A 20564-nucleotide genomic window follows, 5' to 3' on the forward strand; every position below is an offset into this window, starting at 1 on the left:
ACGATTTGTTTAATGCTATTGATAGAAAGGAGAATGACGAAAGTGAAAATAAAAGTTAGCATCCTATTAGCAGGTATTTAAAAACAGGCTAACAAAATAAAATTTTAATGATTAAATCGTAATTATTACGTATTAAAAAAATAATAAAATGATAAGCAGATAACAAAAGTAATTCATTTCCATTTTATAAGAAGTTTGTCTACATAGTAAGCGGTAAACATATCTTTTGTATAAAAGAAATTTGTAAAACGTAATTATTTTGATTTATAAAAAAAGAAAGTTGTGTGGAAAAATATGAGAAAATCAAATCGTTTAAAAACATTATTAATAGGGGCTGCTGCCATTATTTTATTAGCAGGCTGCGGCAATAAGAAAAGTGTCAGCAATTCAAATGAAAATAAGGAAAAAAGCAAAACAGAAAAAATAAAAATTGTCACAACGTTTTATCCTATGTATGAATTTACAAAACAAATTGCAGGTGATGCGGCAGATGTTGAATTGCTTATTCCATCCACAATGGAGCCACATGATTGGGAACCGACACCAAAGGATATGGGAAATATTCAAAATGCTAGCCTGTTTATTTATAATAGCGAATATATGGAAACATGGGCAGCAGATATAAAAAAGAGTGTTAGAGACAGCAAAGTGAAATTTATTGAAGCAAGCAAGGGCATAACTTTAGAAGAAGGGGAAGAAGAACATGAACACGAGCATGAAGAAGAGAATCATGAGCATGAACATACTCATGCAAAAGATCCCCATGTATGGTTAAGCCCAGTATTGGCGCAAAAAGAAGTAGCAACTATTACAGATGCTTTAATAAATGCAGATCCATCTTATAAGGAAGTATATGAGAAAAATAGTGAGGCATATATTGAAGATTTAAAAGAATTAGATAACAAATATCGTACAGCATTACAAAATGTAACGAAAAAAGAGTTGATTACCCAACATGCTGCTTTTCACTATTTGACTAATGAGTATGGAATGGCACAAGTTCCAATTGCAGGATTATCTCCGGATGAAGAACCAAGTGCTCAAAAATTAGCAGAATTACAAAAGTTTGCCAAAGAACATAATGTAAAAGTCATTTATTTTGAAGAGCTTGCTTCACCAAAAATAGCGAAAACACTTGCTTTAGAAATTGGGGCAAAAACAGAAGTATTAAGCACATTAGAAGGAATAAGTGAAGAAGACCAGAAAAAAGGAATGGATTATATAAGTGTAATGGAGAATAATTTGGAGAAATTAGTGGAACATCAAAAATAATCGGTTAAAAAACAGCAGAGTCCAGCGCCAAGTGGATGCCGGACTCTGTTCTTATTATCTAAAGATTAAAAAGGATGTTTTCTAAAAGTTTATTGCTTGTTGAATCTGCTGGGAAATTTTTAGAATAACTTTGGGCCAAATAGCAACAATCTATACAGAAATAGCCTAAAAATGTTTATTTTTGCAAAAATTTGCTTGCTTCTGTTTTCATTTTTCCCTGTCCAACTGCTATAATAAAAAGAATGTAGCGGATCTAATTGATACAAGGTTTCCAGAATATTTGGTATGATTGGATTATGTTGAATTTTTATTATGTAAAAATGAGGGAAAAAAATGTCGAAAAAAAAATCATCAAGAAAACTTGCTAGAATTTCACTGATTGTTATGTTGGTAGGATTTCTTGGAACAATGCCTTTTCAAGATACTTTATGGATATTATTGCTGCATGGTGGATTTGAAGCAGGACTTATTGGGGGATTAGCAGACTGGTTTGCGGTGACGGCTTTATTCCGCCATCCATTGGGGGTTCCCATACCTCATACTGCGCTGCTTCCGAAAAATCGCAATCGTATGATCAATGGATTGATTTCTGTCTTAAAAAATGATTGGTTATCCAAAGAAAGCATTCAAGATAAGGTAAAGCATGTTCCGTTTACGGAAAAGATCCACCAAACTGTGGCTGCTAAAATGCAAACGGCAGTTTTTCAAAAATTGGCTGTTAGCTGGATACAACAGATTATCCGCTATATAGACGTAGAGAAAATGACGCCATTTGTAAAAAAACAAATTATTGCGACTTTATCCAATGTAGATATGAAAAAAATTCTGCAAATGATCAGCAGCCAGCTATTGACTGAGAAAGTGGATGAAAAGGCTTTGGATCATATCTTGGTAAAAGTGGAACAATGGCTGAAAAAAGAAGATACCGTTCATAAACTTGGAAATGTATCCATGAATGTTTTAAACAATGTAAAAGCAGATGGTATGCTACAATTCGCTATCAAATCCATTCAAAATTTGATGACAGAAGAAAAAATAGGGAAAATTATTCAAAACTTGTTAATCAGTGCAGTAAAAAGTTTGCGTTATGAATATGAACCAAACCGAGAAGCTTTATTAACATTTATCCGCAAAGAAATTGAAGGATTAAATGAAAATGAAAAAGTGCTTTTAGGGATTGAAAAATGGAAAAGTCGCCTGTTAGACAATTGGAAATCAGATGACACCATTACAGAAGCACTTAAACAATTACAGCAGAAAGCCCTTGATTTTGTAGAAGGGGAAAGATTTATGGAGGAGTATCTTCTTCCGCTTGCAACAAATCTTTTAGAGAAAATGAATGAAAATAAAATCGTCATTGATCTATGGATTCAAAAACAATTATCTATTCTTATTGAAAATAACCATGATAAAATTGGCGATCTTGTGAGAGACAATCTAAATAAATTAGATGATGAAACATTAACAGATATGATTGAAAACAATGTGGGCAAAGATTTGCAGTGGATTCGCGTAAATGGGGCAGTTTGCGGATTTATTATTGGGATACTCTTATCGGTTGTGCAGGTTGTGTTTGAGATTGTTTAATAAAATGGGAAAAAAGATGATTTCTGCCGTAGCAGAAATCATCTTTTTTATTGAATTAGCTGAAGTGCTGCATTTTTTTCATCTATTGTTTCAGTTTGCATAAGAATTGCTGCAAAATTGCTATTTAATTCCCCCTTCGCACATGCTGATGTCCATCTTGATCTCGCACAACCACACCTAATTCATTTAAATCTTCCCGAAGATATTTTGCTTCCTTTTTATTTTGTTCTCGCAGCGCAATTCTTCTTGCATAAAGGATATTTGTTATTTCTTTTGAGAAATCAACATCATTCAGATTCCATTTTCTATATTCATTTGCATGGGGGTCTTTCTTTTTCCAAGGATAAACATGCATAGCAAAGGTATCTTGTGCTTTGGAAATTTTGATATCCGTATTTTCACGGTATAGCTCCTTGTTCGTTAAGCCAAGAACCACAAGAGATTTATTTTCTAAAAAAATTGCAGAAATATCCTATTTGCTAATTTTTGTTTTTTTATCATTTATCTCAAACAAAAGCTCTGTATCGGTAATTTTGATATTTAATGTTTCGCATCCCTGTAAAAATTAATCCAACGATAATCCCAAGCACCATTGCTATAACAGATATCCAGAAATTATTAGCATTGGCTATATAAATCACTAATTTTTCGAACGGAACAATCGGTGATTTTAGCAATAAGTCAGCTATATTAGGAATAAACTATCCGAGTATGGCGCCAATTAGCATCGGCTAAATAAAAAATACCGTCTTTTCTATTTGGGTTAAACCTAAATTTGTTTGGATGTTCATTTTTTCCTCCAAATTTTTATTGCACCACTTCAAAATTAAGCGTTTTAGTTCATGAAAATAGGAATCAAATTCTATTTCTTCATTAATAGAAGAAAACATTCTTTCTGAAATTGCTCCAATGATTATTTGTTTTACAAGGCCATTGTCAAATTCCCCAAATTCTTTTGTTTGTTTCCCTTGATTTAATATGCTTTCGAGCAATTCTTGTATAGGATCGCCTTCCTCCTCATCCTGCAATTGATAATAAGGAATATGATCTTCTGTTCTCATCTTGCTTCTGCAATAAAGGATTGTTTGCTTTCATTATTTTCCATACTATACTCCTTCAATTGATTAATCAAATTTTAAATCATCTTTGTATTTTAGTCAGCCAGTATTGTTTCTATTCTGATCAGGCATTCTATCAGAAGGAGGAATGGATATGAAATTAATTAAGATAATAATGATTGTTTGCATGCTTAGTTTTATGCTTTATATTCCTTATGTTTCAGCAGAAGTGCCACTAAAAGCTGCGTTTATTAGAGATCATAAATTATGGATAAAAGAGGGAGGAATTGAACAGAAAATTACAAAAGATCAATACGTATATAATCCAAAATGGTCCTCTGATGGCCGTTTTCTAGGCTATTTAAAAGGAGAGGAAAATGGAGAAAAAACATTTTTATATGTATATGATACAAAGCAGAAAAAAACTTATCAGCCATATGAAGGGATGGAAGTTTTTCATTTTCAATGGTCTCCGATAGCTAATCAAATTGCTTATACTACGTGGGGCGGATTAAATGTAACGAAAACAGAAAATGGTATTCCAAAAAGGTTTGAAAATGTGGCATTAGGTGTTAGCGATTTTGTCTGGTATCCAAATGGCAAAGAATTCATTGTATCGTCTCAAGCCCAATTGCTGCCAACAGGATGGGGATCTGTTAGACTTTTTCGTGTTCCAGTAAATGCTAATCTTGATAGCACCAAAATAAAACCCTTTTATACGATTCAAACAGATGAAAAAGATTTATTTGCAATCGATGCAACTATTTTTCAATGGAGCAAAGACTATAAATGGCTCAGTTTTTTAGCAATACCAACAGCTTCTTGGTCTAATGACAGCAACACATTATGTGTGCTGTCGGAAGCAGGGACAAACTTTCAAGCGATTGGGAAAATGCTGATTAACAAAAAATGGATAAAATGGTCCCCGTATGAAAATAAATTAGCTTATATATCTGGTGAGGGAAGATTTTTAGTGCAGGATAAAAAAATGACGATCGCTGATATTCCCATTGTCAGCCGACAGAAAGAATACACGCCAAAAGATTATGTAGATTTAGATTTGGAATGGTTGTCAAAAGAGGCAATTATTGTGGCTCGTGCAAAGGAAAATAAAACATGGCAAGAAGGACCAGTGCCAATAATGTATTCTAAATTATACGTTGTTAATCTAAAAACCGCACAGCAAAAGCAATTTACTTTTCCATCTGAAAAAGAAATAGATACAAGTCCAAAAGTTATCGGCTCTTTTATAACTTGGATTCGAGAAGGACATGAAAAATCAGCCATGATAAAAGAGGGGATTAATGGAAAGGAACAGATTTGGATTAAAAAAGTAGACGAAGCACCGGTGATTTATCCATAAGTAAAAAAGTGCTGGCTAATAAGGGGCGAAAGATACGTGGATTTTGCTTTGAACGGATTGGTAGGTAAATCGAAAGATAACTGTTTTAAAAAAATAAATCAAAACACCGAAAAAATGGAGCAAAGCATCAAAAAATAGAAGCAAAAATAAAAATGCTGAGGGCTTGTTGTCCTGAGCATTTTTTCTAGATTGACTATTCTTTTATAGATGTTAGTTTATTTTATTGGTCTTTCCAATGTTAGAATTTCATCTTCCAATGAAGTGTACTGATCTTCGATTACTTTTTTCGCATCAAGTACTCCAGCATTATAAAAATGGGGCGCAAGTGATTCTTTTACAAAATCTAGCACTCTTTCGGCGGCAAATTCTGATATTTCTTCCTCACGTTCTTGCGTAAAAAAAGTTTGTATATGAGAGATCATTAATTGCTGCTGTTCTTTTGTTAATTTGTAGAACAAAAAAAAACACTCCTTCTTCTATTAGAATACTTGTCATTATACAAGTGAAAAAAGGAAAAGAGTAGCCTATATTTTTAAGGGAAAATATGTACAAAAGAAATAATAAGGTACATAACAAAAAATGAACATATACGAAAAGAAAAATGGGGATGACTCTAAAAAGCTTTTCCACAGGGATTTAGTATGTTTAATTTTAGAACAAGAATTTTCTGAATGTTATAAGAAATAGGCCGCGCAAAATTAATTAATGGTAAAATTATCAAAAAGAGCAATTAATGGAGGAGAATATGCAAGCAGAGTTACAGGATATCATCCCCAGAAAAATAACAGCGACATTTATTTCTACTTTTTTACCAGCGTTCGTTTTTACCTTTTGGTATATTTATTCAGATATAGAATCTTCTTATAATCAAGGAAATGATTTTATTGGCTGGTTTTTGGTTTATTTTATGTACGTGTTCGTTATTATTTTGTTATATGGAAACTTAGTATCGATTGCAGTAGAGTTTTTGCAAAGAAAATATGTTCCGAAACAAGATTGGCTGTATGTAATCATTGTGTCTTTTTTTGGAGCATTATTTGGCATACTTACTATAAATATTTTTGCAGCTGTAACAGGGTTTTTGGCTGCATTGGTGTATGCAGCATTGGATAAGATGCTGTTTAAAGATGTTTTCCCTTTTAATATCGGCTGTTTTTTTTTAATACCAATTGTGGTGGTAGGGCTAATCTGGGGTTATTTGCAGATAAGCTCTCCAAAAATGCCGGCGTTTACCGAAGCAGATGCGGTTGCTTTTTTGATGAATGGAGCAGGAACAGACATAAGCTATTTCCCAAAAGAAATTGGCAAATGGGAGGGATCTGTTAATGGTTATCAGGTAACAAGAGAAACAAATGCACAAAAAATAAAAAAGAATACATATTTAGTAACATTTACAGAAAAATGGAAAAAAGAAAATGAAAAAGGGCAATACATCATTTCAAATCAAGTCGATCGGGAGGGTGTTTTGGAAATACAACATAGGGGAGATTCGCCTCCTTATTATAAATAACGCAAAAGGTGAGGTGGAAGAAAGAGTGAAGTTATATAAAGAGCCATTAAAAGCTTTTTTGATAAATGATTTATCTTGAATAGGCGAGAATACCCCATCTTCAAGGAAGAAGAAGGGTGTAGCCCAATGAGTAAGGTGGGGATGAATCGCCTTCGGACAAGGGATGGGTTGATTTCTTATCTCGATTGTCCGACTGTTTGAGTGCTGCATGAAAGAAATGGATAAGAAGGATATACGGGTGTTCTTCCTTGCCATCTCTTATCTTATCTTTTCTACTAATAGAAAATAGAGAGAATATTCTTTTTTTTATGTCTTTTCCCTTTCTTAACTCGTTATAATAGGTTAGAAAAGGAGGGAAACAGCGATGTTAGTCCATAAATCCTATAAATTTCGCATCTATCCCAACCAAAAACAGGAAATACTGATTGCTAAAACCATCGGCTGTTCCCGTTTTGTATTCAACTATTTTTTGGAAAAATGGAAGGGTGCTTACACAGAAACGGGCAAAGGGTTAACTTATAAGGCTTGCTCTTCTCAATTGCCATCATTAAAGAAAAGTTTAGAATGGTTAAAAGAAATGGATAGCACTGCTCTTCAATCTTCCCTCCAAAACCTGAACGATTCCTATGCTCGATTCTTCCAGAAACAAAACAAATCCCCACGATTTAAGTCGAAAAAGAATCCTGTACAATCCTATACAACCAAGTACACTAACGGTAATATTGCCGTTGTAGTCAACCACATTAAACTACCTAAACTTGGTCTTGTTCGCTTCGCCAAAAGTCGGGAAGTAGAAGGCCGCATCTTAAGAGCTACAATTAGGTGTAATCCAAGTGGCAACTATCTTGTGTCTATCTTAGTGGAAAAAGAAGTGCGAGAATTACCTAAAATCGGCTCATCTGTTGGAGTGGATGTTGGATTAAAAAACTTTGCCATCCTTTCAACTGGTGAAGTCATTGGAAACCCTAAATGGTTTCGTACATGGGAAAAGAAATTGTCCGATGCACAGCGTATTCTGTCTAGACGACAACAAGTGGCTTTGAAACGAAAATGCTAAACATTTAATTTATCACTTTAAAAAAGGCTATGTAATAGTTTTAGGAGAATTTGATGGGGAGACATATGAAGGAAGAACAGCCTGCATTATTTTTAATGGCAATGATGTAATAGCGGTGGCAAAAGGAATGCTCCGATTTGTAGATTCAGCGAAATAAACAGGAGAATGTTTGTAGTGTCTACCATAACTAGTAATTTTTTATTTATGGATAAATACATTTGTGCCAACTCCAACACGAGAAGATAAATCTAATACATCATGGTTTTGCATTCTAATGCAGCCTTTTGAAACCTTTTTACCGATGGAAGCGGGATTGTTGGTGCCGTGGATGCCGTAATGGGGTTTAGAAAGCCCCATCCATAATACACCAAATGGTCCTCCTGGATTATTTTGTTTATTAATGATTTTATAGTTGCCATCAGGTGTTGGTGTTAACATTTTCCCAACAGCAATTGGGTATGTTTTTAATAGTTTGCTTGCATCATAAAGTTTTAATTTACGAGTTGAGACAGAAACATCAATCCATTTAGCCATTGAACTCACTCCTTTTTACTAGTATATGGTATAAGTTGGATAATTGTTCTGTACAGAGGATGAAGTGAAAGAATTGTTAGAGGCTTTATTATAGGCGCCAATCTATTTTTCATCTGATAACGAACCACTTGTCCCTATCATTCATAACAATAGTAACAAGTAAGCAGTCTACCATATTATCGGAGTGAATGGGATGTTAAACTCAGAGGGAAAAAATCAAGTTTGTAATAACGAAACAAGAAATAAAAATGCGAGGCAATGGACTAAGCATTATTTAGAAAAAAGGAAAAAGAATGGCACATCTGACATGCCATCAGATATGGTGTGTAAACAGGAATTATGTCATCAGTCTCCTAACCAAGAGGGAGGCAATCCAGAACAAAATCAAACTATCGGAGATCAAGAGCAACTTTTAGAAGGGGTTGAACAGACTCAATCAATTGGAAATCAGCAAATAACACAAGAAGGCGGAGAGCAAAGCCAATCTATTTCTGATACACAGCAAAACCATACATTAGGAAATGTACAGCAAACATTTGGCAACACTGAGCAAAATTTAGGCAATCAAGAGGTAACACAAAATCAGTCTCATGGAAATCAAACACAGACATTAGGAGATCAAAATATAGGCGACCAAAATGTAAGCGGACATACCAATAATTCTCCACTTAATAATAATCAAACTATCGATACAAGGGTGAGTGGCATAACGATTAATTTATCTCCTTCTTGTAATTCATGTAATAAAAAATGTGATGATAGCTGCAATAAAAAAAGAGGTATGGAACATTGTGAAGAATGCTGCCGTCAATCCCTCTGTGCCTTATTAAAGCAAATTCAAGCCCTTCAAAACACTACCCCAGATAATGGGGTGAATATAGAATTATCTTTTCAAACAACTCCGAATCCAGTGGAGAATCAAGTTATCACAAATATTAATAATTGTCGAACTGTTACATTTATGGAAGAAGGACAGACGGAGAATTTTCCAAGTACCACTGTTTTATTTAATCAGCTGAACGGAATAAGTGTAAGTTCAGCATCAAATGAATTATTTGCATTAGTAAATCAACTTGCTGCTACATGCAATATTTTGCCAAGCTATTCTTGTGAATGTACATGGAGTAAAGACTTTGTTTGCGATAGTACAATCGCATCAGATTTAGCAAGTGCTGCACGATTTGGCGTACCTGTTCAACTTTTGCTGGAAGGACAAACATCCCCAACTGATCTTCTTAATGTTTTAAATGTTTGCGATTGTCTTATCTTTTTAGCAGATGATCTAACTACACCAACCACTATTTATGTTTATACAGCATGTGCTATCAATGGTTTTATTACGGCATAATATGCTGAAAAAATAAAATAGTTGTAAAAAAGAACTGTTTTTTTAAAATGAAAAGAAGAGAGCGGATAAAAGGAGGGGAAGGGACTTATGAAGAAAAATATTTATCTTATTAGGCATTGCCAAGCAAAAGGGCAGGAAGCAGATGCAGAGTTAACCGAATTAGGATGTAAACAAGCAAAAAAATTAGCAGACATTCTTGCTGATATTCCAGTCGATCGCATTATTTCCAGTCCATTCTTTCGTGCCATTCAATCTATTAAGCCCTATGCAGAAAAGAAGAAACTACCCATACAAGCAGACAATAGACTTTCGGAGCGAGTCCTTAGTTCCGTTTCTTATATAGATTGGCTAGAGAAATTAGAAGCGAGTTTTTCTGATATAGAGCTGAAATTCATCGGCGGCGAATCTAGCAGAGAAGCAATGAATCGAATTGTACAGGTTGTAGACGAAGTAAGGAAAAGCAAGGATAAGAATGTAATTATTGTAACGCATGGCAATATCATGAGCCTATTATTAAACTATTATGATAAAAGCTTTGGCTTTAAACAATGGGAAAAATTAAGCAATCCTGATCTATTTCTTCTGCAAGTTTCAGAGAGGGAGTACCATGTCGAGCGTTTTTTTTAGAATAAATAGAGTGTGTTTATTTTTATCTTCAATATATATTCTTATTTCACAAATCTATTAGAGGGGAAATTAGGGAATATGAAGGAAAAAGCAAAAAAAAGGGTACTAATGCTAAAAAATAATGAAGTACCGGCTTAGCTTAGATAAACATATTACTAGTAAAGTAGAATCAATTGAAAATGGGTGGATGAACGTAATAACGGAAATAACGTCTGGAAAAGAGCAAATATCTATTTTGAAAAAATAGTCATTTAGTTAAAAAAATAAATAAAAACAGCCACAGGCCATTTGAGATCCTGACTGTTTTTATTTTCTGTTGTAGATGTTATTACATTCTATCTATTTTCTGTAAAATAAATACCTCGATTCAAGCTCTGCTTTAGTTCATCATTTGTTTTAAAATCTCTCTGTTGCGCCCTTTAAAAAGTTCATTGTGGGAAGAAACCATGCCGAACTTATTGGAATCTGGCTGTATGTATTGTTTGGCTGCATTTACGGCATTTGCTGCATCTTGAAAAGCTCCTGCAATTAAGTGCAATTTGCCATCATGGTGGAGAATATCTCCAGCAGCATATAGTCCTGGTATCGAGGATTCGCTAGTAGATGTTCCAGCAATATAATAGTTATTGGCGATATTAATATTTAATTCACTGTTTTGCAGCAAGGCTTTTTCCCGTTCATAACCATGATTAATAATGATTTCATCAATAGCAAGTTCTGTTTGTACTCCTGTTTCATGATTGGTTAATTCTACATATTCAATGACCTCATGATTGCTTTTGGCGATAAGTTTTGTGATGGACGTGCTAAAAAAACATTCAACCGAACTATCCATCAATTGAGTGACTTGTGCTTCATGCCCAGCAAGCGCATCTTTACGGTAGGTTAAATACACTTTTTTGGCGATTGGCTCTAATTCATTTGCCCAATCAATAGCTGTATTGCCTCCACCTGAAATAATAACGGTTTTATCTTTAAATCGTTTTAAAGATTTGACCGTATAATTAAGATTGGATACTTCAAATCGTTCTGCTCCTTCAATTTCAAGCTTCTGTGGATTTAAAATGCCGCCGCCAACAGCAACGATAACTGTTTTGGAAAAATGTTTACAGCCAGAAGATGAATGAAGTATAAAAATGCCTTCTTCTGTTTGCGTAATTTTTTCAATTTTTTCATTTAATACAACTTCTGGATCAAAGGTTAAGCCTTGTTCCACAAGCTGCTTAATTAATTGTTCTCCTGGAATAGGGGTAATGCCGCCAACATCCCAAATCATTTTCTCTGGATATACATGAATTTTCCCGCCTAAATGTGGCTGGAATTCAATTAGTTTTGTTTTCATTTCTCTTAGTCCGCTATAAAATGCGGAATAAAGTCCTGCTGGACCTCCGCCAATAATGGTTATGTCAAATAATTCTTCTTGTTTCAATTTCATTCCTCCTTAAAATAAATAATATTGATTATCATTCTCATTAAAGAATAATATACAGTGTTTTCGAAAATTGCACAATAGTAAAAACAGATAATTTTGGCAATAAAGGAAAAATTTTTTAATGTTTGTTTTGCCAAAAATGAAAGAAACATATATTTGTATTTATGAATAATTAATATAGGTAATACTAAATTTCAGCAAAAATAATAGATTGATTTTTGAAAATATATTTGTTAACATACTTTTTGATAATGATTTTCAATTTCATTTAAGAGGAGTGAACTGATATTTACAACATTTTTATACATAAATAAGATTGGTAAAGAAAAAAGAATGGAAAATGTAAGGAAGTAATAATATGTCAAAAAATGAAACTGAATTAAGATATAAGAGTGTACAAGTGTCGTCGCGTCCGATAACTGCTTCTGTAATAATAACTGTTGGACTGGGAATATTAGCGTTTGTCCTTGCTTTGTCAATATCAGTTGGAGCAGCAAATATTGATCTGCTAACGGTATGGGAATCTATTTTCCATTATAATCCGAATAGCACAGAACACTCTATCATTCATCAAATTCGAGTTCCGCGATCTGTGGCAGATATTGTAGTAGGAGCATCTTTTGCAGTGGCGGGATCTGTCATGCAAGGAATGACACGAAATCCATTGGCGGATTCTGGATTGCTTGGCTTAAATGCTGGAGCAGTATTTATGGTGGCTCTTTGTTTTGCCTTTTTTCCAGGGGTTTCCTATAATTTTCTCATTTTATTTTCATTTCTTGGAGCAAGCCTTAGTGTGGCACTTGTATATGGAGTTGGGTCTTTATCAAGAAAAGGGGTAACACCCATTCGTCTTGTTTTGGCTGGAGCAGCAGTTACTGCTTTATTTACGGCACTTAGTGAGGGAATCGCCATTTATTTCAACTTGAGTCAAGACTTAGCATTTTGGTTTGCGGGAGGAATGGCTGGGGTGAAGTGGGCTCAATTAAAGCTGATGCTTCCATGGGCAATCGCTGCGTTGGTTGGATCGCTAGTAATCTCTCGTTCTATCACCGTATTAAGTCTTGGAGAAGAAGTAGCAACAGGGTTGGGGCAGCGCACAAAATTTGTGAAAATTGCAGGTGCGATTATTGTTTTTGTACTAGCAGGAGCATCCGTTTCAGTTGCAGGTCCAATAGGTTTTGTTGGATTAGTTGTTCCACATATAACAAGATTTCTAGTTGGGGTTGATTATCGCTGGATTATTCCATGTTCTGCCGTACTTGGTGGACTATTAACATCTCTTGCTGATATAGGGGCAAGAATGATAAATGCTCCTCATGAAACACCGATAGGCGCAATTTTTGCTCTTATTGGAGTACCTTTTTTTCTTTATGTAGCACGAAAAGAAGGGAGGGAAATGCAATAGAAGCAATAAAAGCAACGAATAACTACGAAAAAAAGAAAAAAAAGATGCGTTGGTTTGTTTTATCCATGTTTTTTTTGCTCATTGTACTTATCTTTTTTATTAGCATGAATACTGGAGAAACACCATTGTCTCCAAACGAAATAATTTATACATTATTAGACGGCGGAACTTCATTTCAACACCTTATTTTATTTGAATTTCGACTGCCGAGGATAGTCATTTCCCTTCTAGTTGGGGCGGGTCTTGCAGTATCTGGCTGCATATTGCAAGGTGTTTCAAGAAATGCTTTGGCAGACCCAGGCATTCTTGGAATAACAACGGGTTCTGGTTTAATGGTTGTATTGTTTTTGGCATTTTTTCCGTCAGAATTAGAGACACCTATTTACATATTGCCGTTTTTATCATTAATTGGCGGGATTATAACAGCAGCTATTATTTATTTATTATCTTATAAAAAGCAAGAAGGCGTTCTTCCAATTAGGCTGATTTTAACAGGAATAGCAATGGCAGCAGCCATTAGTGCATTAATGACAGTTCTTTCTTTAAGGCTGCCGCCACAAAAATATGATGTTTTAGCTGTATGGTTAGCAGGAAGAATTTGGGGGACTAATTGGCAGCATGTAATCAGTTTGCTTCCATGGCTTCTCTTTATATTTCCGTATGTATGGTATAAATCAAAAGTATTAAATGTGTTGAGTTTTGGAGACAATCTCGCCATTGGACTCGGTGTGAAAGTAGAAAAAGAGCGATTAAAATTACTGCTAGCGGCAGTGGGTCTTGCGGCATCCTGTGTATCGGTCAGTGGAGGAATAGGATTTATTGGACTAATAGGCCCACATTTGGCACGGCGTCTAATTGGTGCGGATCATTTTTTTCTTTTGCCAGCAGCAGCATTTGCAGGAGCCTTTTTATTAATTCTTGCAGATACGATCGGAAGGTCCATTTTACAGCCAGCAGAAATACCTGCAGGAATTATTGTCGCTATTATGGGTGCGCCCTACTTTTTATATTTATTGGCAAAAACAGATAAATAAGAAATTAAAAATATTATAACAATATAGGGGGAACTTTTAACATGAGATTTAATAGAATAACAATGCTTTGTTTTACATTTATCATGATGGTGATATTAAGTGCATGCGGGACTAATAGTGCATCAACCTCTGATAAAGAAAACAAGGAAGACTCAGCAAAAACACACATTTACAAAAGCGACAAAGGAGATATTGAGCTTCCAGCAAATCCAAAAAGAGTAGTAGTTGCGGATCAAGATTATGTTGGTGAAGTACTGACGCTAGGAATTACACCTGTTGGAGCTTCGGGTTGGATATTCGAAACACCTTATTATAAAGATCAATTAAAAGGAGTAGAGTCGGTTGGCGATAAAACATCCATCTCTATCGAAAAAGTTGCTGGTTTAAAACCAGATGTCATCTTAACCTATAATGAAGAATATTATGAACAACTGTCTAAAATTGCTCCAACTGTGCTGCTTCCCTTCGGCAAATACGATTATCGAGAAAGATTGACAAAAATCGGCGAGATTTTAAACAAAAAAGAGGAAGCAAAAAAGGCACTGGCAGCATTTGATGAGAAAGTTAAAACGAAAAAAAATGAGCTGTTCCAAAAAATTGATAAAAACGAAAAAGTGGCTTTAGTAGAGCTTTCTGATAAGCAAGTTTATTTATTTGGAAAAAATTATGGTCGCGGCGGCGAAATTATTTATAATGAATTTGGATTGCATGCACCTGCCAAAGTAGAAGAAGCTGCCTTTAAAACAGGCTGGGCTGAAATTTCATTAGAAACATTGCCGGAATACCTAGGAGAAGCAGACCATATCTTTTTAGGCGTTCGCGGTGCTAGTGTTGGTGCAAACAATGAGGAAGCAAGAAAAAAGGAAATTATGTCATTGAAAGTATGGAAAGATCTACCTGCAGTAAAAGCTGGAAATGTACATATATATGATGTGCAAACGCTCTATTTTCAAGATATTATGGCATTAGATAATCAAATTGATTTTGTCTCAGAAAGTTTAACAGAAAACAGCAAGTAAACAATAAATCTATTAAAAAGATAACAGTAATGGGGCTGCTGAAAAAGAGCAAGTCCATTGGAATTTAAAAATAAGAAAACGGTATATCAGCATTCTTGAACATGACCAGGGGCATCCACTAGCCAAAAAATCGACTTATTGGATGCCCCATTTTTTTATTACTATTTAATGAGCTTTTGACCTCCACCTAAGAAATGCTAAGAGAAACAAGAAATCTGGGTGGGAAGAAACTTGCCAGTTAAAGCCTGATTAAAGTTACACTTTAGCCTTTATAAAAAGTAGTCCGTTCGTTTACATACACTTAATTTCCAGTAAATGGATATTTTGTTATTCCAGAGTAAGGAGAGAAAAAGTGGCGAGCATGCATGTTATTTTCTTCATAAATGGCCTCCAAACAAAATGGTTAAAGAGAAGCCTTTGGCATTTCCTTTAATATAGAAGGAAATAGCTTATTATTTGGTTGCATTCTTTTAAACGTCTCTAGTTTTTGGAAGGGAATTAGCAGGGTCCAAATGCCAGTGTTTCCATATGCAATTGGTAAATCTTCTCTTATATCTTCTTTTGATATTCCGAGTGAATATGCCAAGTTGTCTATCGATCCAGCAAATGCTTTAAATTGTGAGGTGGCTTGTTTCATGGTAATAGATAGTTCATTTTGTTCATTGGTTTGGATATGTATTAGGAATACTCCGGCTTTTATTTCTATTGTAATAGTTGTTTTATCTTCTAAAAAACCTCTTGTTTTTAATGCATAAACAGTTGCCATTGTTGCGTGGCCACATAAGTTCATTTCAGGTCCTGGGGTAAAATAGCGGATTTATATGCCGCTAATATCCGATTTAGCAACGAAAGAAGTTTCATTAAAACCTATTTTTAAAGCAATACTTTGTATTTCCTTGTCTCAAAAAATACTATCTGCAAGTACTAAGTCTGTTAGGTTACCTTTTCCTGGATATTTGCTGGATGCATCATAATCATAATGATAAACTTTAACTGATTTCATGTATCCATCATCTTCTCATATGCTGACTGGCTGCTTTTATTTTAGCATGAATAAGAAAAATAATTTGGATCAACAAGAGACGTAGGGATAAAGAATAGACAAAAGGTCAAAGTATTTTAATAACTAAGTTATTTTGATATATTAATAGTTATAATTGTTAGCCTAAAATAGGTGTAGGGAAAAGTATGATTTTTTCTACACCTAAAGAAAAAGAGCTTTTTCTGTTTAGTTGGATATTTATTTACCATGGTGCTTAACAATATTTATCTACAGTTTCTGTTTGTTCTCTAGCAATTTCTTTTGATTCTTTATGAAATTTTGAAAATAAAAAGGTTAAATATAAATTTATTTCAAAATGATCTTCTTTCATAAAACAAACCAATGGATTTTTACTCATCTGATTCATCGCCTTTCTTTTTTAATCTAGAAATTTACGTTGTATTTACAGTTTATTGTAAAAGAATAGTTAAGGAAAGTAAACGGTTACATTTCGGGTGATTTCGACGTAACTTCCCTTATTAGGGAAAAATATCCAGTTTTTTATAAGGGAAACTAATTATATTTGATAAGCATTTAGGAGCTTAATCATAGCTGATTAAAAGATTTCTTCTATTTAAATTAGTAGAATTGTATTCTAGACAAATTTCCATGTTTCCATTATATTTTTATTGTTAATTAAACAAATAAATTGAGTTTTAAAAAGGAGGAGCAGATTTGTTTAATAAATTTATAGCTGGAAAAATCTCTTTAAACGAATATGTTCATCGCATCAAAAATAACGGTGCAACCTTTTATGTGAATTATTGGGGAGCTATTCTTAAACATTATGACAATCTACCGCATAAGCATTCCTTTTTTGAAATCTGTTATGTACTGGATGGGCATGGGATATATATGGAAGGGGATTGTGCTTACCCAATTCAAAAGAATACGATGTTTTTTTCAAGACCAGATGTAACTCATCAAATCCAAAGCGAAAATGGACTTTCTCTCGTATATGTCGGTTTTGATTTAATAGAGTCAGAGTCTAGTAAAGAGTGGATTCATAAAATAAAAGAGGCAAAGCAATGTTCTGAATTTATAATTGATATAGATAAAGATGAAGCGCTTCCGATGATATGGAAATCTCTGCTTCTGCAAGCTGCAAAAGCTGAACATACATTTTTTAAGGAAATTCTAGAAAATCTGGCTAGTTCTCTTATTCTTTTAATAGTAGAAACATTTGTTCCTCGCATAGAGTACCATAATGATAAGTCTATACATAAAAAATCATGCATTATTTTGAATCAAGCTAAATTACTTATCAAAGACAATCTCGCTAGTTCTTTAAAACTTACAGAACTAGCAGCACATTTACATATATCAAGCCGGCATTTATCTAGACTATTTGCATCAGAATTAGGAGTCAGCTACACAGAATATATTCAGAATGAAAGAATTCAAAAGGCTGCAATGCTCCTTAAAACAACGGATTTATCGATAAAAGATATTGCGGAAGAAACTGGTTTTTCCAACATTCATTACTTTACCCGTGTTTTTCATTCCGCTATGGATTGCTCTCCTGGACGTTTTCGTACGTTATATACAAAACTGAAAACGATTACTTATAAAGATTAGTCATTTTCCTCTGCTAATTTTTTAGCAGGGGATTTTTTAGTAAATAATAGTTAGAAACATGTCCTTAAAAGACAACAATTGGTCTTCCATATACAAAGACGATTAAGTTTTATCACTTTATAATATGAATATAAGTTAACCAATAACTTATATTATAAAGCGTTTACATATGGGAGTTTCTTAATAAATTAAGATTTATTAGTTAAAAAAGGATGAAATGATGAATAACTTTTTGTGAAAGAGCTGTATGATGCAGTAGGGGGAAGAAGGGCTCTAAATAATTGTTTGAATGTGTTTGTCCTTTAATTATAAGTCTTAGAGAGTAACTTCTACATGAATATTTTAGGAGGATTGAAATTTATGAAATTATCTTATGTAACAGATAGTTTAGGACATTTGCCATTTGAAGAAATGTTGGATGTAATCTCAGATTTAGGCATTAATACGATTGAAATGACCACTGGAGGATGGTCTCCTGCTCCTCACTTAAGAATCGATGAACTTTTAGAAAGCGCTGACAAAAGAAGGGAGTTTCTATATCAGCTAGAAAAGCGCAATATTAAGTTATGTGCTCTAAATTGTTCTGGAAATCCATTAGATCCTGGGGCATTAGGAGAGGAACATCGGAAAATAACAGATAAAACATTTGAATTAGCGAATTTGTTAGGAGTAAAAAAAGTTATTATGATGAGCGGGCTGCCAGCAGGAAGTTCGGAAGATAAAATTCCAAATTGGATTACTTATACAGTAAGTTGGCCGCCTGAATTAAAGGATATCCTTGACTATCAATGGAATGAAGTAGCGATTCCTTATTGGAAACAGCTAGTTGAAAAAGCTAAAAACTGTGGGATTGAAAAAATTGCTCTTGAAAATTTCAGTTCACAATTAGTCTATAATCCTGAAACATTATTTAAATTACGAAATGCAGTTGGGCCTATCGTTGGCTTAAATCTTGATCCAAGCCATTTGATCTGGATGGGAGCAGATCCAATTCTTGCAGCGAGAGCATTAGGGGATGCAATTCATCATGTTCATGGCAAAGATGTTCGCTTGGAGAGACATTTATCAGGCACAAATGGAGTGTTAGAAACAAAAGAAGTAACAGATGTTGCAAATAGAGCTTGGAACTATGTCGCAGTTGGTTGTGGACAAGACCTACAGTGGTGGAAAGAATTTTTCTCTGTTGTAAAGATGATGGGATATGACGGGGAAGTTTCTCTTGAAATGGAAGATCTTACAATGTCTGTTGAGGCAGGGGTTAAAACATCTATAGATGCTTTAAAACAAACACTTAGCTATTAATAGAAAAAAAGATTTTAGGCTAGTGATTTTGCTTTGATGAAGAAGGGGAATTTGCTCTTAAAATAAAGTGTTTACTCTTCTGCTGGAATTATTTTATAAAGACTAGGAATCTTGTAGTTCTAATAATAGAATGGGAGGAAACAATCATGTTAAATGGAGAGAAAAAAATCGCAAGACCATTGCGTTGGGCAATGGTAGGTGGAGGAAGACTTGGTCAAGTAGGCTACAAACATCGTACTGGAGCATTAAGAGATAACACAGCGTTTCAGCTAGTTGCAGGTGCTTTTGATATTGATCCAGAAAGAGGAAGAGATTTCGGTGTAAATATAGGAGTTGCAGAAAATCGCTGCTACGATGATTATAAAACAATGTTTGGAGAAGAAGCAGCACGGGAGGATGGCATTGAAGTTATTTCAATTGCCACTCCAAATGGTACTCATTATGAGATCTGCAAAGCAGCTTTAGAGGCAGGATTGCACGTTATTTGTGAAAAACCTTTGTTTTTCACAACAGATGAAGTAAGAGAAATAAAATCGCTCGCTGAAGAAAAAGGAAAAATCGTCGGCGTTACATATGGATTTTCTGGCAATCAAATGCTGTTGCAAATGCGCGCTATGATTGAGCAAGGCAAAATTGGCGATATTCGTGTCGTTGATTTACAGTATACGCATGGTTTTAACGCACTAGAAGAAGAAAAACCAAGTGATGCGCAAAAATGGCGTGTAGATCCTAAGATAGCTGGACCAAGTTTTGTATTGGGAGATCTGTCTACACACACTTATTATATGTCTCAGTTGATCATGCCAAATATGAAAATTAAAGAATTATTATGCGATCGTCAAAGTTTCATTAAAAGCAGAGCTCCTTTAGAAGATAATGCACATGTGCTGATGCATTATGAAAACGGCGCAGTTGGCACAATGTGGACATCTTCTATTAATGCTGGCTGTATGGATGGGCATCGTATCCGAATAGTCGGTTCAAAAGCTAGCTTAGAATGGTGGGATTCGAAACCAGGCGAGCTAACATATGAAGTGCAAGGTGAGCCAATTCAGACACTAATTCGTGCGATGCCATATTTAGACGAAAGCTGCAATGCCGATGAACGGTTAGGTGCCCTCCATGTCGAAGGTTTGTCTGATTCTTGGGCCAATATTTATTTGAAATTTGCTGTTGCCATTGATGCGAAAAGCCGTGGCGATGAGGAAACATTAAAAAACCTTGTCTATCCTGATATTGATGCAGGACTTGAAGGAGTTCGCTGGATTGAAAATTGTGTTCGATCTGCCGAAAATGGAGCAGTTTGGGTGAATTTTGAATAAAGATTACTTGTAAATAATAATAGAATGCGGTTCAGCAATTACTTGATGATTATCATCCAATAAGAGCGGGGACC

Annotated in this window: 20 protein-coding genes and 1 pseudogene; 13 read left to right on the plus strand and 8 right to left on the minus strand. The window is 34.5% G+C overall.

Annotated features, from left to right (window positions below; all coding sequences use genetic code 11):
• The first annotated feature begins 294 nt into the window (after window positions 1-294).
• A complete protein-coding gene (locus tag CWS01_RS20760) occupies window positions 295-1272 on the plus strand; it encodes a metal ABC transporter substrate-binding protein (RefSeq protein ID WP_101179205.1) in 978 nt (325 codons plus the stop codon).
• 333 nt (window positions 1273-1605) lie between these two features.
• Window positions 1606-2859: a DUF445 domain-containing protein gene (locus CWS01_RS20765; protein ID WP_101179207.1), complete on the plus strand. Its 1254-nt coding sequence runs from the start codon at window positions 1606-1608 to the stop codon at window positions 2857-2859.
• Window positions 2860-2983: 124 nt separating this feature from the next.
• Here the strand turns inward: CWS01_RS20765 and CWS01_RS20770 are convergent, their stop codons facing one another.
• The 3 genes from CWS01_RS20770 to CWS01_RS20775 are packed head-to-tail and all read right to left on the minus strand — an operon-like array spanning window position 2984 to window position 3920.
• Window positions 2984-3328 (minus strand): CysS/YqeB C-terminal domain-containing protein, encoded by a 345-nt coding sequence (locus tag CWS01_RS20770; protein WP_456238046.1) that lies wholly within the window; start codon window positions 3326-3328, stop codon window positions 2984-2986.
• 37 nt (window positions 3329-3365) lie between these two features.
• Entirely contained in the window at window positions 3366-3557 is a 192-nt protein-coding gene (locus CWS01_RS23570) for a YqeB family protein (protein ID WP_456238047.1), read from the minus strand.
• A 33-nt stretch (window positions 3558-3590) separates the two neighbouring features.
• Complete coding sequence (locus CWS01_RS20775) at window positions 3591-3920, minus strand: hypothetical protein (RefSeq protein ID WP_101179211.1); 330 nt, start codon at window positions 3918-3920, stop codon at window positions 3591-3593.
• Window positions 3921-4065: 145 nt separating this feature from the next.
• Between CWS01_RS20775 and CWS01_RS20780 the strand changes: the two genes are divergently transcribed.
• Complete coding sequence (locus tag CWS01_RS20780) at window positions 4066-5280, plus strand: TolB family protein (protein ID WP_168714435.1); 1215 nt, start codon at window positions 4066-4068, stop codon at window positions 5278-5280.
• 215 nt (window positions 5281-5495) lie between these two features.
• Here the strand turns inward: CWS01_RS20780 and CWS01_RS20785 are convergent, their stop codons facing one another.
• On the minus strand, window positions 5496-5738 hold the full coding sequence (locus CWS01_RS20785) for a DUF2164 domain-containing protein (RefSeq protein WP_101179213.1): 243 nt from the start codon (window positions 5736-5738) through the stop codon (window positions 5496-5498).
• A gap of 287 nt (window positions 5739-6025) precedes the next feature.
• Here CWS01_RS20785 and CWS01_RS20790 point away from each other — a divergent pair, with 287 nt between their 5' ends.
• Both CWS01_RS20790 and CWS01_RS20795 read left to right on the plus strand, forming a co-directional pair.
• Window positions 6026-6790 (plus strand): hypothetical protein, encoded by a 765-nt coding sequence (locus CWS01_RS20790; protein ID WP_101179216.1) that lies wholly within the window; start codon window positions 6026-6028, stop codon window positions 6788-6790.
• A gap of 364 nt (window positions 6791-7154) precedes the next feature.
• Window positions 7155-7844, plus strand: a pseudogene (locus tag CWS01_RS20795) (RNA-guided endonuclease TnpB family protein); the annotation flags it as partial.
• Window positions 7845-8045: 201 nt separating this feature from the next.
• Here the strand turns inward: CWS01_RS20795 and CWS01_RS20800 are convergent.
• The gene (locus CWS01_RS20800; protein WP_101179218.1) at window positions 8046-8381 is read right to left on the minus strand and encodes a L,D-transpeptidase; all 336 of its coding nucleotides are present in this window, start codon (window positions 8379-8381) and stop codon (window positions 8046-8048) included.
• A gap of 193 nt (window positions 8382-8574) precedes the next feature.
• Between CWS01_RS20800 and CWS01_RS20805 the strand changes: the two genes are divergently transcribed.
• Both CWS01_RS20805 and CWS01_RS20810 read left to right on the plus strand, forming a co-directional pair.
• On the plus strand, window positions 8575-9729 hold the full coding sequence (locus CWS01_RS20805; protein ID WP_101179221.1) for a hypothetical protein: 1155 nt from the start codon (window positions 8575-8577) through the stop codon (window positions 9727-9729).
• An 87-nt stretch (window positions 9730-9816) separates the two neighbouring features.
• Window positions 9817-10356, plus strand: coding sequence for a histidine phosphatase family protein (locus CWS01_RS20810; protein ID WP_101179223.1), 540 nt, complete (start codon window positions 9817-9819; stop codon window positions 10354-10356).
• 379 nt (window positions 10357-10735) lie between these two features.
• On the opposite strand, the gene CWS01_RS20815 is transcribed toward CWS01_RS20810, so the two are convergent.
• A complete protein-coding gene (locus CWS01_RS20815; RefSeq protein WP_101179225.1) occupies window positions 10736-11785 on the minus strand; it encodes an NAD(P)/FAD-dependent oxidoreductase in 1050 nt (349 codons plus the stop codon).
• A gap of 361 nt (window positions 11786-12146) precedes the next feature.
• On the opposite strand from CWS01_RS20815, the gene CWS01_RS20820 reads away from it, so the two are divergent.
• Genes CWS01_RS20820 through CWS01_RS20830 form a run of 3 tightly spaced genes read left to right on the plus strand, consistent with a single transcriptional unit; the run spans window position 12147 to window position 15246 of the window.
• On the plus strand, window positions 12147-13193 hold the full coding sequence (locus CWS01_RS20820; protein WP_101179227.1) for a FecCD family ABC transporter permease: 1047 nt from the start codon (window positions 12147-12149) through the stop codon (window positions 13191-13193).
• Between the two features lie 44 nt (window positions 13194-13237).
• Entirely contained in the window at window positions 13238-14227 is a 990-nt protein-coding gene (locus CWS01_RS20825; protein ID WP_101179229.1) for a FecCD family ABC transporter permease, read from the plus strand.
• A gap of 41 nt (window positions 14228-14268) precedes the next feature.
• Window positions 14269-15246, plus strand: a complete 978-nt coding sequence (locus CWS01_RS20830) for an iron-hydroxamate ABC transporter substrate-binding protein (protein WP_101179231.1) — start codon at window positions 14269-14271, stop codon at window positions 15244-15246.
• A gap of 403 nt (window positions 15247-15649) precedes the next feature.
• Here CWS01_RS20830 and CWS01_RS20835 read toward each other — a convergent pair whose 3' ends face one another.
• Entirely contained in the window at window positions 15650-16063 is a 414-nt protein-coding gene (locus CWS01_RS20835; protein ID WP_268877093.1) for a PhzF family phenazine biosynthesis isomerase, read from the minus strand.
• A gap of 439 nt (window positions 16064-16502) precedes the next feature.
• Window positions 16503-16646: a hypothetical protein gene (locus CWS01_RS22550; protein WP_157827714.1), complete on the minus strand. Its 144-nt coding sequence runs from the start codon at window positions 16644-16646 to the stop codon at window positions 16503-16505.
• A gap of 317 nt (window positions 16647-16963) precedes the next feature.
• Here CWS01_RS22550 and CWS01_RS20840 point away from each other — a divergent pair, with 317 nt between their 5' ends.
• The 3 genes from CWS01_RS20840 (at window position 16964) to CWS01_RS20850 (ending at window position 20490) form a co-directional block, all read left to right on the plus strand.
• Window positions 16964-17866, plus strand: a complete 903-nt coding sequence (locus CWS01_RS20840; RefSeq protein ID WP_101179236.1) for a helix-turn-helix domain-containing protein — start codon at window positions 16964-16966, stop codon at window positions 17864-17866.
• A gap of 360 nt (window positions 17867-18226) precedes the next feature.
• Entirely contained in the window at window positions 18227-19168 is a 942-nt protein-coding gene (locus tag CWS01_RS20845) for a sugar phosphate isomerase/epimerase family protein (RefSeq protein WP_101179238.1), read from the plus strand.
• Window positions 19169-19311: 143 nt separating this feature from the next.
• Window positions 19312-20490 (plus strand): Gfo/Idh/MocA family protein, encoded by a 1179-nt coding sequence (locus CWS01_RS20850; RefSeq protein ID WP_101179240.1) that lies wholly within the window; start codon window positions 19312-19314, stop codon window positions 20488-20490.
• The last annotated feature ends 74 nt before the right edge of the window (window positions 20491-20564 follow it).

Origin of the sequence: Niallia nealsonii, assembly GCF_002835805.1 — a bacterium.
GTDB classification, from domain to species: Bacteria; Bacillota; Bacilli; order Bacillales; family Cytobacillaceae; genus Niallia; species Niallia nealsonii.

Excerpts from the sequence above, each read along its gene's own strand:
- CWS01_RS20760 (WP_101179205.1), top strand. The coding sequence starts at position 295 with ATGAGAAAATCAAATCGTTTAAAAACATTATTAATAGGGGCTGCTGCC.
- CWS01_RS20765 (WP_101179207.1), top strand. The coding sequence starts at position 1,606 with ATGTCGAAAAAAAAATCATCAAGAAAACTTGCTAGAATTTCACTGATT.
- CWS01_RS20775 (WP_101179211.1), bottom strand. The coding sequence starts at position 3,920 with ATGAGAACAGAAGATCATATTCCTTATTATCAATTGCAGGATGAGGAG.
- CWS01_RS20780 (WP_168714435.1), top strand. The coding sequence starts at position 4,066 with ATGGATATGAAATTAATTAAGATAATAATGATTGTTTGCATGCTTAGT.
- CWS01_RS20790 (WP_101179216.1), top strand. The coding sequence starts at position 6,026 with ATGCAAGCAGAGTTACAGGATATCATCCCCAGAAAAATAACAGCGACA.
- CWS01_RS20800 (WP_101179218.1), bottom strand. The coding sequence starts at position 8,381 with ATGGCTAAATGGATTGATGTTTCTGTCTCAACTCGTAAATTAAAACTT.
- CWS01_RS20805 (WP_101179221.1), top strand. The coding sequence starts at position 8,575 with ATGTTAAACTCAGAGGGAAAAAATCAAGTTTGTAATAACGAAACAAGA.
- CWS01_RS20810 (WP_101179223.1), top strand. The coding sequence starts at position 9,817 with ATGAAGAAAAATATTTATCTTATTAGGCATTGCCAAGCAAAAGGGCAG.
- CWS01_RS20820 (WP_101179227.1), top strand. The coding sequence starts at position 12,147 with ATGTCAAAAAATGAAACTGAATTAAGATATAAGAGTGTACAAGTGTCG.
- CWS01_RS20825 (WP_101179229.1), top strand. The coding sequence starts at position 13,238 with ATGCGTTGGTTTGTTTTATCCATGTTTTTTTTGCTCATTGTACTTATC.
- CWS01_RS20830 (WP_101179231.1), top strand. The coding sequence starts at position 14,269 with ATGAGATTTAATAGAATAACAATGCTTTGTTTTACATTTATCATGATG.
- CWS01_RS22550 (WP_157827714.1), bottom strand. The coding sequence starts at position 16,646 with ATGAGTAAAAATCCATTGGTTTGTTTTATGAAAGAAGATCATTTTGAA.
- CWS01_RS20845 (WP_101179238.1), top strand. The coding sequence starts at position 18,227 with ATGAAATTATCTTATGTAACAGATAGTTTAGGACATTTGCCATTTGAA.